Source organism: Streptomyces sp. NPDC085460, assembly GCF_044541975.1.
GTDB lineage: Bacteria > Actinomycetota > Actinomycetes > Streptomycetales > Streptomycetaceae > Streptomyces.
Map to the genome: position 1 here is coordinate 353,620 of NZ_JBITTO010000002.1, position 14,661 is coordinate 368,280.

The 14,661-nt window shown below is 74.4% G+C and carries 11 protein-coding genes; 6 read left to right on the plus strand and 5 right to left on the minus strand.

From position 1 onward, the window contains the following. Window positions 1-151 precede the first annotated feature (151 nt). On the plus strand, window positions 152-1,417 hold the full coding sequence (locus ACIGHB_RS05890) for a PspC domain-containing protein (protein WP_399909802.1): 1,266 nt from the start codon (window positions 152-154) through the stop codon (window positions 1,415-1,417). Then, complete coding sequence (locus ACIGHB_RS05895; protein ID WP_399909805.1) at window positions 1,414-2,166, plus strand: LuxR C-terminal-related transcriptional regulator; 753 nt, start codon at window positions 1,414-1,416, stop codon at window positions 2,164-2,166. Before ACIGHB_RS05890 ends, ACIGHB_RS05895 begins: the two co-directional genes overlap by 4 nt. 135 nt (window positions 2,167-2,301) lie before the next feature. On the opposite strand, the gene ACIGHB_RS05900 is transcribed toward ACIGHB_RS05895, so the two are convergent. Then, window positions 2,302-3,471, minus strand: a complete 1,170-nt coding sequence (locus ACIGHB_RS05900) for an NlpC/P60 family protein (RefSeq protein ID WP_399909807.1) — start codon at window positions 3,469-3,471, stop codon at window positions 2,302-2,304. Window positions 3,472-3,815: 344 nt separating this feature from the next. Here ACIGHB_RS05900 and ACIGHB_RS05905 point away from each other — a divergent pair, with 344 nt between their 5' ends. Then, window positions 3,816-4,169: a hypothetical protein gene (locus tag ACIGHB_RS05905; RefSeq protein WP_376600519.1), complete on the plus strand. Its 354-nt coding sequence runs from the start codon at window positions 3,816-3,818 to the stop codon at window positions 4,167-4,169. A 201-nt stretch (window positions 4,170-4,370) separates the two neighbouring features. Next, window positions 4,371-6,842, plus strand: a complete 2,472-nt coding sequence (gene pcrA, locus ACIGHB_RS05910; RefSeq protein ID WP_360319840.1) for a DNA helicase PcrA — start codon at window positions 4,371-4,373, stop codon at window positions 6,840-6,842. 135 nt (window positions 6,843-6,977) lie between these two features. On the opposite strand, the gene ACIGHB_RS05915 is transcribed toward pcrA, so the two are convergent. Then, the gene (locus tag ACIGHB_RS05915; RefSeq protein WP_399909811.1) at window positions 6,978-8,624 is read right to left on the minus strand and encodes a M23 family metallopeptidase; all 1,647 of its coding nucleotides are present in this window, start codon (window positions 8,622-8,624) and stop codon (window positions 6,978-6,980) included. A 354-nt stretch (window positions 8,625-8,978) separates the two neighbouring features. Further along, window positions 8,979-9,854: an esterase/lipase family protein gene (locus ACIGHB_RS05920; protein WP_399909814.1), complete on the minus strand. Its 876-nt coding sequence runs from the start codon at window positions 9,852-9,854 to the stop codon at window positions 8,979-8,981. Between the two features lie 303 nt (window positions 9,855-10,157). On the opposite strand from ACIGHB_RS05920, the gene ACIGHB_RS05925 reads away from it, so the two are divergent. After that, a complete protein-coding gene (locus ACIGHB_RS05925) occupies window positions 10,158-10,568 on the plus strand; it encodes a cobalamin B12-binding domain-containing protein (RefSeq protein ID WP_360319845.1) in 411 nt (136 codons plus the stop codon). A gap of 144 nt (window positions 10,569-10,712) precedes the next feature. Here ACIGHB_RS05925 and ACIGHB_RS05930 read toward each other — a convergent pair whose 3' ends face one another. Together ACIGHB_RS05930 and ACIGHB_RS05935 are read right to left on the minus strand one after the other, a co-directional pair. Next, window positions 10,713-12,389, minus strand: a complete 1,677-nt coding sequence (locus tag ACIGHB_RS05930; RefSeq protein WP_399909817.1) for a DUF5691 domain-containing protein — start codon at window positions 12,387-12,389, stop codon at window positions 10,713-10,715. A 251-nt stretch (window positions 12,390-12,640) separates the two neighbouring features. Next, window positions 12,641-13,981, minus strand: coding sequence for an SWIM zinc finger family protein (locus ACIGHB_RS05935; protein WP_399909819.1), 1,341 nt, complete (start codon window positions 13,979-13,981; stop codon window positions 12,641-12,643). Between the two features lie 175 nt (window positions 13,982-14,156). Here ACIGHB_RS05935 and ACIGHB_RS05940 point away from each other — a divergent pair, with 175 nt between their 5' ends. After that, window positions 14,157-14,579, plus strand: a complete 423-nt coding sequence (locus tag ACIGHB_RS05940) for a hypothetical protein (RefSeq protein WP_360321643.1) — start codon at window positions 14,157-14,159, stop codon at window positions 14,577-14,579. Window positions 14,580-14,661: the final 82 nt, after the last annotated feature.

Consider the following 14,661-nt stretch of genomic DNA (forward strand, 5'->3'; position numbering starts at 1 on the left):
ATGGTGACCGTCCGTGTCCCCCGGACGGCACCGGGATCGACCCTGGCGCGACCCTGATATTCGGTGGCGCGCCGACCCCGAGGCGAACCCGGGGTCGAACTCAGGGCGGACCCTGATGCCCCGCGAGGGCCGGACGTGTGACGATCGGTGCATGTCCGCAACCGCTCGCGTCACCGACCTCGACGAACCGCCCGTGCGCAGGCTCTACCGGAGCGCCGACGGGCGGTGGCTCGGCGGTGTCGCCCGCGGTCTCGCCGGACACCTGGGCCTGCCCGTCGCCTGGGTCCGCGCCGTCTTCGCGGTGCTCGTCCTCACCGAGGGCCTCGGGCTGCTGCTCTACGCGGTCTTCTGGATCGTCGTCCCGCTCGGCGTCGGCGGCCGGGCCGAGCACCGCTCCGTCTTCGAGTACGCGGAGGACGGCAGACGCCGGCTCCGCAAGCCCGACCGCGGTCAGATCCTCGCCCTCATCGCCCTCGCGATCGGCGCCGCGATCTTCATCGCGAACCTGCGGATCGACGGCGAGACCGGCCGGTACGTGTGGCCGACGCTGCTCATCGGCGTCGGTGTCGTCCTGGTGTGGCGCCAGGCCGACAACGCCCGCGCCGAGACCTGGAAGGGCCGGCCGGTCAAGCACGGGCGCGGCTTCCACCTGCTGCGGGGGCTCGTCGGGGTGGCCCTGGTCGGCACCGGCCTCGCCGTCTTCGTCGTCGTGCGCGGCTCGGTCGCCCAGATCGGCACCGCGCTGACCGCCTCCGTCGCCGTCCTCACCGGCATAGCGCTGCTCGCCGGCCCCTGGCTGATACGGATGTCGCAGGACCTCACCGCGGAGCGGACCCTGCGCATCCGCGCCCAGGAGCGGGCCGAGGTCGCCGCCCACGTCCATGACTCCGTGCTCCACACCCTCACCCTGATCCAGCGCAACGCCGACGACGCCGGCGAGGTCCGCAGACTCGCCCGCGCCCAGGAGCGCGAGCTGCGGAACTGGCTGTACAAGCCGGAGGGCACCGGCAAGGACGAGGAGCCGGAGACCCTGGCGGAGGCCGTGAAGCGGGCCGCGGCCGAGGTCGAGGACAAGCACGGCGTGCCGCTGGAGGTCGTCGTCGTCGGAGACTGCCCGCTCGACGAGAAGCTGACCGCGCAGATGCAGGCCGCGCGCGAGGCGATGGTCAACGCCGCGAAGTACGGTGGCGAGGGCGGGGCGGTGCAGGTGTACGCCGAGGTGGAGGGGCGCACGGTGTTCGTCTCGGTGCGCGACCGCGGCCCCGGATTCGACCTGGACGAGGTCCCCGAGGACAGAATGGGCGTACGAGAATCGATCATCGGCCGGATGCAGCGCAACGGCGGCACGGCCCGCCTCCGGGCCGTGCCGGGCGGGGGCACCGAAGTCGAGCTGGAGATGGAGAGGGCGGACGGATGAGCGACGAGACCGGGGCGACGACCGGGGCGACGACCGGGTCCGAAGGGGCGGCGGAGCCGGGCACGGGCGGCACGGCGGGCGGGCCGGGGCGCCGGGTGAGGGTGGTCCTCGTCGACGATCACCGCATGTTCCGCACGGGCGTGCAGGCCGAGATCGGCCGGACCGAGATCACCGGGGTCGAGGTCGTCGGCGAGGCCGCCGACGTCGAGCAGGCCGTCACGGTGATCACCGCGACCCGGCCGGAGGTCGTGCTCCTCGACGTCCACCTGCCGGGCGGCGGCGGGGTCGAGGTGCTGCGCCGCTGCGCCGGCCTGATGGCCGCGCCCGAGGACCCGGTCCGCTTCCTCGCGCTCTCCGTCTCCGACGCGGCGGAGGACGTGATCGGGGTGATCCGGGGCGGTGCCCGCGGCTACGTCACCAAGACGATCACCGGTGACGACCTGGTGGACTCGATCTTCCGGGTCCAGGAGGGCGACGCCGTCTTCTCGCCCCGCCTGGCCGGCTTCGTCCTGGACGCCTTCGCCTCCACCGACGCGCCTCCGGTGGACGAGGACCTGGACCGGCTGACCCAGCGGGAGCGCGAGGTGCTCCGGCTGATCGCCCGCGGGTACGCGTACAAGGAGGTCGCCAAGCAGCTCTACATCTCGGTGAAGACCGTCGAGTCGCACGTCTCCGCGGTGCTCCGCAAGCTCCAGCTCTCCAACCGGCACGAGCTGACCCGCTGGGCCACCGCTCGCCGCCTGGTCTGAGCCGCCGCGGGCGAGCCGGAGCCCCCCGAGCCCCGAGCCGCGAGCCCGGAGCCCCGAGCCCCGAGTCCCGGGCCCCGCGTCTGGCGCCCGCACGGCGTCCGGAGCCCGCACGGCGTCCGGAGCCCGTACCGGGGCTCAGGCGACGCGGGTGGCGCCCGCGAAGGGCATCTCGTCGATCGGCGCGATCCGGATCGGGGTGCCCGGCCGGGGTGCGTGGATCATCTGGCCGCCGCCGATGTAGAGGCCCACGTGGCTGATCCCGGAGTAGAAGAAGACCAGGTCGCCGGGGGCGAGTTCGGAGCGGGAGACCCGGCGCCCGGCGTTGATCTGGGTGTACGTGGTGCGCGGCAGGGAGACGCCGGCGGCGCGCCAGGCGGCCTGGGTGAGCCCGGAGCAGTCGTATCCGGAGGGGCCGGTGGCGCCCCAGACGTACGGCTTGCCGAGCTGTGCGCGGGCGAAGGAGAGGGCGGCCGAGGCGCGCCCGGTGGCGGGCGTCACCGGGGCCTGGTCGCCGGAGGCCCGGTTGCCGGAGGCCCGGTTGCCGGAGGAGCGGTCGGCGCGGGCCGTGGCGGCTCCCGCTGGGGCGGCTGCGGAGGTGGCTGTGGAGGTGGCGTCGGAGCGGTTCGTCGCCGCGCTCGCGGGACCCGCGGTGCGGGTGGCGAGGGCCGCCTCGTACCGGGCTCGCTCCTCGGCGGTGAGCCGGGCGAGGAGTTCCCGGGCGGCGGCGAGCTTGCCGAGGACGGTGGCCTTCTGGCGGCGGAGCTCGGACTCGTGGCCGCGCAGCGCGTCGAGGCGGCCCGCGGACTCGGCGCGCAGCTGGGCGAGGGCGGCGAGTTCCCGGCGTACCGCGGTGACGGTGGCGGCCTGCCGGTCGCCGGCCTTCTCGGCGAGGGCGGCCCGCCGGAGGTACTGGTCGGGGTCCGAGGTGAGGGCGAGCTGGACGGCCGGGTCGAGGCCGCCGGAGCGGTACTGCGCGGTGGCGACGGCCCCGAGGCTCCGGCGGGCGGTGTTGAGCCGCTCGGTGCGGCGGGCGGCCTCGTCGCGGAGTTCGTCGAAGGAGGCGCGGGCGGCGGTGGCCCGTTCCTTCGCGCCGTTGTACCGCTCGGTGGCGGCCTCCGCCTGCTGGTAGAGCCGGTCGATCTCGGCCCTGACCTGCGCGGGGGTGCGGTCGGGGCGGGCCGGGTCGGCGTGTCCGGAGCCCTCGAAGAGGGTGGCGGTGGCGGCCGAGGCCAGGGCGAGCGTGGCGGCCGTGCGGGCCGCGGGGCGGCCGAGCGAGGACGGCCGGGGTTTTCGGTGAGCTGCCACGAGGGCGGGTCACATCCTCTCCCTGTGGGGGACGGTGCCGGCCGGAGCCGGCGGCGGACCGCACAGGGGAGACGGGCCGCCGCCGGGGTTTTCCGGCGGGGATGGCCGGCACCGCCGGGTGACCGGCGGGGTGGGGAGCCGGCCACCTGGGGCAGGACGCTAGACCCGGGGGTCACGCCCCGGCGGCGGGTTGACCGCTATTGGCGCGGGATGACCCTCCGGGACCGTTCGGTGTCGTCCGCGACGGCGGTCGGCGACGGTTTCCGTGGGGCGCGCGACCGAAGCGGGGGAGCGGGTGGACCCGGCCGGGGAGCGGTGCTAGGGGCCCGGTTAGGCTCCGGCCCATGGACGTCCTCATCAATGTCTTCGTTGCGCTCCACATCATCGGCATCGCCTCCCTCCTGGGCGGATTCCTCACCCAGATGAAGGCGATAGGGGCCGGCACGGCCCGCTTCAATCCGGCGATGCTGCACGGCGCGCTGACCATGCTGGTCACCGGCGTCGCGCTCGTCGGCCTCAACCAGGCCGACGACCAGACGGTCAACAACCTCAAGATCGGCATCAAGCTGGCGATCCTCGTGGTGATCCTCGGGATCGTCTACGTGAAGCGCGACGACGAGACCGCGGACAAGGCCCTCTTCGGCGCCGTCGGCGGCCTGACCATGGCGAACATCTTCATCGCCACCCTCTGGGTCTGAACCCCGGAGCGTTCCCGAGCCCGGCCCAGGACCCTTCGAGACCCGGCCCCGGACCCTTCGAGACCTGGCCCCAGCCCCTCGGGGCCCGGCCCCTGGATCCCTCGGGGCCCTGTCCCCGGACCTCCCGGTGTGCGTGCTCACACCGGGAGCACGCCGAAGGCGGGCCCGGTTGTCGGCGCGGCGTCCTAGACTCGTGAGGCGATGAGCAGCCTCTTTGACGACAGCTTCCTGGCCGGCCTCCAGTCCCACTCCCCGGAGGACGCCCCGCCCCCGCCCGAGGACCACGAGCACGGTGTCCCGGCCGCGGAGGAGGTCCCGCACGACCTGTTCGGGGAGCACTTCGACGCGCCCCCGCCCCGTGACCCGTACTACCGCGACGGCGCCCACCGCCCCGCCGTGGACCCGGCCGCCCTCCTGGACGGGCTGAACGAACAGCAGCGCGCCGCCGTCGTCCACACCGACACCCCGCTGCTCATCGTGGCCGGCGCCGGCTCCGGCAAGACCAGGGTCCTCACCCACCGCATCGCCCACCTCCTGGGCACCCGGCACGTGCACCCGGGCCAGATACTGGCGATCACCTTCACCAACAAGGCCGCCGGCGAGATGAAGGAGCGCGTCGAGCAGCTGGTCGGCCCGCGGGCGAACGCGATGTGGGTGATGACCTTCCACAGCGCCTGCGTCCGCATCCTGCGCCGCGAGAGCAAGAGGCTGGGCTTCACGTCCTCCTTCTCGATCTACGACGCCGCCGACTCCAAGCGCCTGATGGCGCTGGTCTGCCGCGACCTGGACCTCGACCCGAAGAAGTTCCCGCCGAAGTCCTTCAGCGCCAAGATCTCCAACCTCAAGAACGAGCTGATCGACGAGGAGTCCTTCGCCGACCAGGCGGCCGACGGCTTCGAGAAGACGCTCGCCGAGGCGTACCGGATGTACCAGGCGCGCCTGCGCGAGGCGAACGCGCTGGACTTCGACGACATCATCATGACGACGGTCCACCTGCTCCAGGCGTTCCCGGACGTCGCCGAGCACTACCGCCGCCGCTTCCGCCACGTCCTCGTCGACGAGTACCAGGACACCAACCACGCCCAGTACACCCTGGTCCGTGAGCTGGTCGGCACCGGCTACGAGGACCTCGGCCCGGCCGAGCTGTGCGTCGTCGGCGACGCCGACCAGTCGATCTACGCCTTCCGCGGCGCGACCATCCGCAACATCCTCCAGTTCGAGGAGGACTACCCGGACGCCACGACGATCCTCCTGGAGCAGAACTACCGCTCCACCCAGACGATCCTCTCCGCGGCCAACGCGGTCATCGAGCGCAACGAGTCCCGCCGCCCCAAGAACCTGTGGACCAACGCGGGCGCGGGAGCGCAGATCACCGGCTACGTCGCGGACACCGAGCACGACGAGGCCCAGTTCGTCGCCGACGAGATCGACCGGCTCACCGACGCGGGCGACGCGAAGGCCGGCGACGTCGCCGTCTTCTACCGGACCAACGCCCAGTCCCGCGTCTTCGAGGAGATCTTCATCCGCGTCGGCCTGCCCTACAAGGTCGTCGGCGGCGTGCGCTTCTACGAGCGCAAGGAGGTCCGGGACGTCCTCGCCTACCTGCGCGTCCTCGCCAACCCCGAGGACAACGTGCCGCTGCGCCGCATCCTCAACGTGCCCAAGCGGGGCATCGGCGAGCGCGCCGAGGCGATGATCGACGCCCTCTCGCTGCGCGAGAAGATCACCTTCCCGCAGGCCCTCAAGCGGGTCGACGAGGCGTACGGCATGGCCGCCCGCTCGGCCAACGCGGTGAAGCGGTTCAACACCCTCATGGACGAGCTGCGCACCATCGCCGAGTCCGGCGCGGGCCCCGCCGTCGTCCTGGAGGCCGTCCTGGAGCGCACCGGCTACCTCGCCGAGCTCCAGGCGTCCACCGACCCTCAGGACGAGACCCGGATCGAGAACCTCCAGGAACTCGCCGCCGTGGCCCTGGAGTTCGAGCAGGAGCGCGGTGAGGAGGAGGGGGCGGGGACGCTCGCCGAGTTCCTGGAGAAGGTCGCGCTCGTCGCCGACTCCGACCAGATCCCGGACGAGGACGAGGAGGGTTCCGGCGTCATCACGCTGATGACCCTGCACACCGCGAAGGGCCTGGAGTTCCCGGTGGTCTTCCTCACCGGCATGGAGGACGGCGTCTTCCCGCACATGAGGGCCCTCGGTCAGACGAAGGAGCTGGAGGAGGAGCGGCGCCTGGCGTACGTGGGCATCACCCGCGCGCGCGAGCGGCTGTACCTCACGCGCTCGTCGATGCGCAGCGCCTGGGGCCAGCCCTCGTACAACCCGGCCTCCCGCTTCCTGGAGGAGATCCCGGCCGCGTACCTGGAGTGGAAGCGGACGGGGCCGGTGGCGAAGCCGGCCGGTCCGACCTCGGGGATCACCTCCTCGCTGACGTCCTCGCTCTCCTCCTCGCGCGCCCGCTCCGGTCCGTCGGGCTTCGCGACGCGCCGCGCGGGCGGGGCGGAGAAGCCGGTGGTCTCGCTGGCGATCGGCGACCGGGTCACCCACGACCAGTTCGGTCTGGGTACGGTCCTCGCGGTGACGGGCGGCGGCTCGGACGCCCAGGCGACGATCGACTTCGGCGACGAGAAGCCGAAGCGGCTGCTGCTGCGGTACGCGCCGGTCGAGAAGCTGTAGGCGCGCGGGACGCGCGGAGGGCCCGGTCCGTCGGACCGGGCCCTCTCGCGTACGGGGGTGTCGGCCCGTCGGACCGGGCTCTCTTGCGTACGGGGGTGTCGGCCCGTCGGACCGGGCCCGTTCGCGTACGGGGTGTCAGCCCGTCGGGTCGAGGCCCTTGTTGAGGAACCAGGCCACCGGGTCGATCGCGGAGCCGCCGCCGGGCCGGACCTCGAAGTGGAGGTGCGGGCCGGTGGAGTTGCCGGAGTTGCCGGAGTAGGCGATGACGTCGCCGGCCTTGACCTGGCCCCAGCGGATCTTGGTGCTGCTGAGGTGGCAGTACCAGGTCTCGGTGCCGTTGGCGGCGGTCACGATCGCCATGTTGCCGTAGGCGGGGTTCCACTGGGTGCGGACGGTGCCGTCGGTCGCGGCCATCACGGGGGTGCCGTACTGCACGGGGAAGTCGATGCCGGTGTGCACGGACATCCAGTTGACGCCGGACTGGCCGAAGCGGGCGCTGAGCTGGTGCAGCTTCACCGGAAGCATGTACTTGGGGCGCATGGCCTCCTTGCGGGCCGCCTCCTCCTCGCGCTTCTTCTTCTCGGCGGCCTGGCGGGCCTTGAGGTCGATGCGCTCCTGGGTGCGGCTGGCCCGGTCGCCGAAGTCGCGGACGTCGGCGTCGAGGGCGCTGAGCTGGGTGTCCAGGGCGGTGTTGGCCGGGACCTGCTTCACGGCGGCCGGGTCGGCGGCGGCGAGCGCGGTGTTCTTCTGCTGCGGAGCCTCGGTGTCGCCGCCGGTGAGTCCGCTGACGGAGGCGGCCGCGATGCCGGCGACGCCCATGACGCAGGCGGAGGGGACGGCGACGGTCAGGAGGGCGGAGCGCTTGGCGGGCGTACGGCGCCGGGCGCGGCTGCCGCCGGAGGAGCGGCGCACGGGCCGGGCCGCGACGGCGTCGGTACGGACCTCGGTGGCGGGCGCGGAGCCGTCGGCCTCGTCGGGCCCGAGCTCGGTGGGGAGTTCGGGATCGGGGTGGGCGGCGGGGGTGAGGTCGAGGTCGAGGCCGAGGTCGTAGTCGAGGCCGGTCTCGGCGGTCTCGTGGGTGAACGACTCGGTCTCGTAGGGCCGGGACCCGTACGTCTCCGGGTGGTACGTCTCCGGCTGGTGCGTCTCCGGGTGGTGAGCCGTGGGCTCGTGCCGCGCGGGCTCGTGTGCCTCAGGCTCGTAGGAGAACGCGAACTCGGCGGTCCGGTCGATCCGTTCGGCCTCGGGGGTGTACTGCTGCGGCACGGTCGGCTCGGCGGGGCCGGACGCGTGGTTCCAGGCGGTGGCGTCGTAGGCGCCGGTGTCGGTCGCGAAGGCGGGGGCGCCCCACTGACCGGTCGCGTCGTAGGACTCGTGGCCGTACGCGCCCTGCGCCGCGTAGGCGCCGGAGTGGAGGGTCTCGTACTGGCCGGTGTGCTGGGCCTCGGTCCAGGCGGAGGCGTCCCACTGGCCGGTCGTGTCGTACTGCTGGTACCCGTCGGTGTGCTGGGTCCCGGTCCAGGCGGTGGCGTCCCACTGGCCGGTGGTGTCCCACTGGCCCGTCGTGTCGTGGCTCGCCGTGGTGGTGCTCCAAGCGCCCGTCTCGTACGCGCCGGTCGTGTCGTACGTACCGGTGGCGGCGTACTGACCGAGGTCCCACTGGCCGCTGTGGCCGGCCTGTCCGGTGTCGGACCAGGACCCGAAGAGCGGGTCGGCCGCGAAACTGCCGGTGGTGTGGGCGCCGTCTCCGGCGTACCCGGCGTGGGGGTGCTGGTCGTTCACCAACGTCTCTCTCGCCTCGGCAGCAGAACCAGTCCGGGGCGGGCCCGACAGGGGGTGTCCCGGGGGGAAGCAGTGGCGCGACTGTACCCGGCGGTATGCGGCACCGACAATCTTCGGAAGCGCCGACGGACGCAGGAAACGGGCAATCGGCCGTGTTTCGCCAGCTCATGCACAGAGCTTTGGCCTTGTGTTCGATGGACGTTCGAAGAACGGTGTCGGGGGTGTCGCCGGGGCGCCGTCGGGCGGGGTGACCCAGGGTGACTGCCGGGCCACGTGAGGCGACGGTGAGGCGGCGACGTCGACGGTCACGACGGTGAGGCGGCGGTGGTGACGGTGAGGTGGCCGAGGGCGGGTTCAGGCCACGGAGGCCGTTCCCTCGCCGGCGGGGCCCTCGCCCGCCCCGGCCTCGCCCGCGTCGAGGGCCTCCAGGATTCCGGTCGCCACCGTCGGGTGGACCGGCAGCGCGAGGTGGCCGATCCCGCTCACCCGCACGTTGTGCACGAGGAGGTCGGGGTGGGCGAGACGGGCCGTCTCGACCGGCACCATGATCTGGTCCAGGTCGCTCCAGAAGCTCACGAACCGGGTCCGGCAGCCCGGCGCCGGGGCGGCCAGCTCCCGCAGCACCTCCGATCCCGGCCGCATCTGCCGCACCAGCGGGTGCGCGTCGGCGAGCCGCGCGACCGTGGTGCCCTCGTGCGGGGTACCGAGCATGACCAGGGTCGGCACCCGCGTGTCACCGCCCAGCCGCTGTACGTAGTAGCGGGCGATCAGCCCGCCCAGACTGTGGCCGACCAGGTCCACCTCGGCCCGGCCGGTGCGCTCCCGGACCGCGTCGATCCGCCGTCCCAGGGCCTCGGCCGCGGTCCGCAGGTCACAGGTGAACGGTGAGTAGTCGAAGGACTCGACGCGGGCGCGGCCGTGCCGGGCCAGCGCCCGGCGCAGCAGCAGGAAGACGGAGCGGTTGTCGACGAAGCCGTGCAGCAGCACGACCGGACGTCCGCCGCCCCCGTCCGGGAGGGTCGCGGGCGGGTCCTCGGACGCGTCGGCCCGCGTCTCCGGGTCGCCGCGCTCGGAGCCGAGGACCGACCGGTAGAGCCCCGACCGGTAGAGGCCCGACGGGTAGAGACCCGAGGGGTAGAGACCCGACGGATAGAGGACGATGCGGCCGGTGAGGATCGCGACCTCAAGGGTGGTGGCCTTCATCAGGGCGGTGACCTTGGCGAGCTCCATCGCCGACCTCCCGTGCGGCACATGGGGCCGGGCGGTACGCCGGAAGCGCCGGGGCTCCGTGCCGTACGGACGTCGGCACGGAGCCCCGGCGACCGGCGTCGCGGCTCCTTTCGCGACCTGCCCCGCGGGCGGCTGGAGGGCCCAGGAGGAGGGCCCGGAGCGGGGCAGACAACGGAACGAACGTGTCCCACGTGTGATTTCCCCCTCCACGGGCTTCGCGAAACGGCCCATTGCGGGATGCTGTAGATAACGTTCGTTCACCTCCCCGGCACAGACGCGCGGGGGTCGCATGTGGAGGCAGTGATGGGTGTGACCGGTCCGATCCGCGTGGTTGTCGCCAAGCCCGGTCTCGACGGCCACGATCGCGGGGCCAAGGTCATCGCCCGGGCCCTGCGCGACGCCGGCATGGAGGTGATCTACACCGGGCTGCACCAGACGCCCGAGCAGATCGTCGACACCGCGATCCAGGAGGACGCCGACGCGATCGGCCTGTCGATCCTCTCGGGCGCGCACAACACGCTCTTCGCCAAGGTCATCGAACTCCTCAAGGAGCGCGACGCGGAGGACATCAAGGTCTTCGGCGGCGGCATCATCCCCGACGCGGACATCCCGCCGCTGAAGGAGAAGGGCGTCGCGGAGATCTTCACACCGGGCGCCACGACCGCGTCCATCGTCGACTGGGTGAACGCGAACGTGCGCGCGACGGCTGCCTGATCCGGCTGAGCTGCCTGTGCCGCCTGAGCTGCCTGTGCCGCCCGAGCCGCCCGAGGCGTCTGACCGCTCTGACCTCCCGTTTGCCGGAACGGCCGGGAGCCCCCTCCGACGGGCTCCCGGCCGTTCCCGTACGGCCTCCGGCGCTCAGGCGGCCTGCGCCGGGGCGCTGTCCAGTTCCGCGCGCATCCGGGCGCGGAGGTCCAGCGTGGCCACCAGGCGCTGGAATGCCTCCGCCCAGTACGTGCCCGCGCCCGGCGAGGCGTCCTCCGCCTCCGGGGTCAGGGCGGCCAGCGACTCCAGATGGCGGGCGGCCGAGGGGGAGAGGCAGCGCTCCGCGAGGCCCATCACGCCGCTGAAGCTCCACGGGTAGCTGCCCGCGTCCCGCGCGATGTCCAGCGCGTCGATCACCGCCTCGCCCAGCGGCTCCGCCCACGGCACCGCGCAGACGCCGAGCAGCTGGAACGCCTCCGACAGACCGTGCGCGGCGACGAACGCCGCCACCCAGCCGGCCCGCTCCGCCGGGTCGAGCGTCGCGAGCAGCTGGGCCCGCTCGCCCAGCGAGGACGTGCCGGGACCCGTCGCCGGCGGTGTCGACGGTCTGCCGAGCAGGGCCCGTGACCAGAGCGCGTCCCGCTGCCGTACGGCCGCCCGGCACCAGGCCGCGTGCAGCTCCGCCTGCCAGTCGTCAGCGACCGGCAGTGCCACGATCTCCTCCGGCGCGCGCCCCCCGAACCGGGCCGGCCAGCAGGACAGCGGCGCCGCCTCGACCAGTTGCCCCAGCCACCAGGACCGCTCCCCCCGTCCCGAAGGGGGCACCGCGCTCACGCCGTCCCGCCGCATGTCGTCGTCGCATTCGTGCGGGGCCTCCACGACGACCGTCGGCACGGCCGCCGTCCGGTCCAGGCCCACGCAGGTGACCGCCCGGTCCGCCATGCGGCCCGCGAGCGCCGATCCGGGCAGCGCGGACAGCAGCTCGGCGGCGGTCGCCCGTACGTTGCGGCTGCGGTCGCCGAGCGCCGCCTCCAGGAACTCCTCGTCCGCCGCCGAGAGGCCCGCGCGCAACGAGTCCAGGAACATCAGCCGGTCCTCGGCCCGCTCCCCGGCCCAGCTCCCCGCGAGCAGCGCCCGCGCCGCCGCCGGATCCCGCTCCCGTACGGCTCCGAGCAGCGCGACCCGCTCGGCGAACAGCCCCTCCTCCCACAGCTCCCGCACCTCCGCCGCGTCCTCCGGGTCCGGCAGCGGGCCGCGTGTCCCGCCGCCCCGCAGCGCGAACCGCCACTCCGGATTGAGCCCGGCCAGCCACAGCCCGCGCGGCCCGGCGAACGCCAGCGCCTGGGGCCGCAGGTCGGTCCGGGCCCTGGCCGCGTCGAGCAGCGCCGGCAGCGCGGCGGGCGGCGCCTTGAAGCCCCGCTCGCCGGCCAGGGCCAGCCACTGCGGCAGCAGCTCGGCGAGGTCCGGCGCGGTGCCCCGGCGACCGCCCGCCGGGGCGGGCGCGGCCCGCCCGGCGAGGAGCCCTTCGAGGCGGCGCCGGGCCGCCTCGGGCAGGGCCGGCCGCGGGTCCTCCGGCGCGGGCGCGGGCGGTACGGCGGCCGGGCCGGGCCGCAGCCCCGCCCGCCGCCGCAGGGTGCGCCGCGCGGCGGCGTCCAGCAGCGCCCCGGCGGCCTCGTCCCCCCGCCTCCCCGCCGACGGCCGCCGGTCCGTCCCGAGCAGCGCCGCCGACACCAGCTCCTCCCACCCCGGATCCCCCGGCACGGGGGCGGCCGGCGGGGTGGGGGTCGTGGCGGGCGGAGGGAACGCGGACTGCGGTTCGGTCGTCGGCACGGGCACTCCTCGGGCGCGATCTCGCCCGCTCGCGCGGGCATCGGACGGGGAAGGACGGCGGGGCGTCGGGGGAGCGGGGTCGCTTCCGGGGGTGGAGCGGGGTGCGGGGGCCGGAGCCTGGGTTCTCCGGGGTTCTGGGGCCGGGGCCTGGGTTCTCCTGGTGGTGGGGCGGGGTGCGGGAGCCGGGGTCCTCTCGGTGGTGGGGCGGGGTGCGGGGGCCGGGGTCCTCTCGGTGGTGGGGTGGGGGGCGTTCACAGGAGGGGGACCGTTTCCGAAGGGGTGTCGGGTGACCAGGCGGCCAGCGGGGTGAAGCCGCGGTGGCCGCATTCGCCGAAGACCGTCACGGGGGCGCCGCCCGAGAGGGCGAGGAGCCGCCACAGGCCGGGGCGGGAGCGGTCGCCGCCGGTCAGCGGCAGCGCCTCCCCGCCGTCGCCGTCGGCGAGCTGCCAGCCGTACTCCGCCCGCGCGGGCACCACCCCGGCGAGCGTCACCGGCCAGGAGTCCAGCCACGGGTCCTCCCGCAGGGCACGCCCGTACGCGTCGAGGGCCGCCCCCACCGGGCCGCCCGGCGGCGGCGCGGCGGGGACGGCGACCGGGAGCAGCGGCTCGCCGGGCTCCGCGCGGAGCTGCCCGGAACCCGCGTGCGGGGTCAGCTCGCCGTCCACCACCGCCCCGACCGGCAGCGCCAGGGCGGGCGCGCGGCCGGCGGCGCCGAAGGAGAGCAGCAGCGCCGTACGGCCGCTCTCCGCGCCGTACAGCCAGATCCGGCGGGTCGTCAGCCGGCCGTCCCCGGTGTCGTACTGGGCGAGGACGAGCCACCGGTCCCGCACCGCCGTGCCGCCCGGCACCGAGGGCAGCCCGACCCGCGTCCGTACCGTCGCCGCAAGCGGGGCGGGCAGCCGCTCGGCGGCCAGCCACGCGCGGTCCAGGAGATGGGTGAGCGCGCACTCCTCCAGGAGCCGCACCGGCCACCCCGGGCCCGAGCCCGGTATCGCGCCGAGCTCACGGACCCGGCCCGCGAGCCCCGGCGCCTGCGCGTCCACCATGCGGGCCGCCGTCTCCTCCCAGAGGCCGTACCCCCGCTGCCCGGCCTTGGCGAGCCCGCCGCGCACCAGGTCCGCGAGCCGCCGCTCCAGCTCCTCCGCGCCCGCCGTCACGCGGGCCGCCCGCCGCTCCGCCCGCCGGCGGGCGGCCTCCGGGTCGGCCGGCGCGGCGTCCTCCGGCCTCCGCGCGGCCCCGGTCGCCCGGGTCCGCCGGGCGGCCAGCCAGCGGGCCGCCCAGTCGGGCGGCTCGGCGCCGTCCGGGACGGCGGAGCCCTCCGCCGTCCACAGCAGCAGCAGCCCCAGCGCGTGCTTGCAGGGGGACTTCCGGCTCGGGCAGCCGCACGAGTACGCCGGGCCGGCCGGGTCCACGACCGTCTGGTACGGCGCGCTGCCACCGCCCTCGCACTGCCCCCAGACGATCCCCTCGCCGCTGCCCGTACCACTCCACGGCCCGGCCGCGCCGAGCCTGCTCGCCGCTCTGCGCGAGACCTCGTCAGGAGCCAGTGCCAGCACCTGCTCGACCGTCCTGCGCACCCCCATGGCATTCATGTACCTGACGGTATTCTCCGCCACTGACAATGGAGTTGACCTGCGGATTCACCCCAGGTGGGCGACCCCGGCGACCACGCCGCTTTACCGGTCATTTACCGTGCTGTGCGCGAGCTCGCGCGAACCAGCGCGCGAGCTTGCCGCGACCGCACCACCGTGCAGGGGGAGTACCACCATGAGCCGCACCGTCCGAACCGTCCGCGCCGCCGTCTCGGCACTCGCCGTCACCGGCCTCGCGCTCGGGCTCGGAGCCTGTTCCGAGGTGGCCGACAAGGCCGCCGACCAGGTCGACAAGGCCGTCGTCGAGAACTACGAGGTGACCTACGAGGTCACCGGCTCCGACCTGCTGTCCATCGACTACCACGCCGGCGACGGCACCGCGATGCAGCCGAAGGTCGAGAGCGAGAAGAAGCCCACCGCGCCGTGGAGCAAGACCGTGAAGCTGCACGGCATCATGCCGCCCGCCGTCATGCCGGTCTCCACCAAGCCCGCCGACCTCGTCTGCAAGGTCGTCTACCAGGGCAAGGTCATCAAGGAGGCCAAGGGCGAGCAGGCCATGGCGGGCGGCTGCGTCGCCGTCTCGCCGGTCTTCAACTGACCGTCCGCGCCCTGCTCTTCGGGCCCCTCGGGCCCGTCCTGACCTGCGGCGACAGTCGATTGTCAGTGGCGTGGTGCACGGT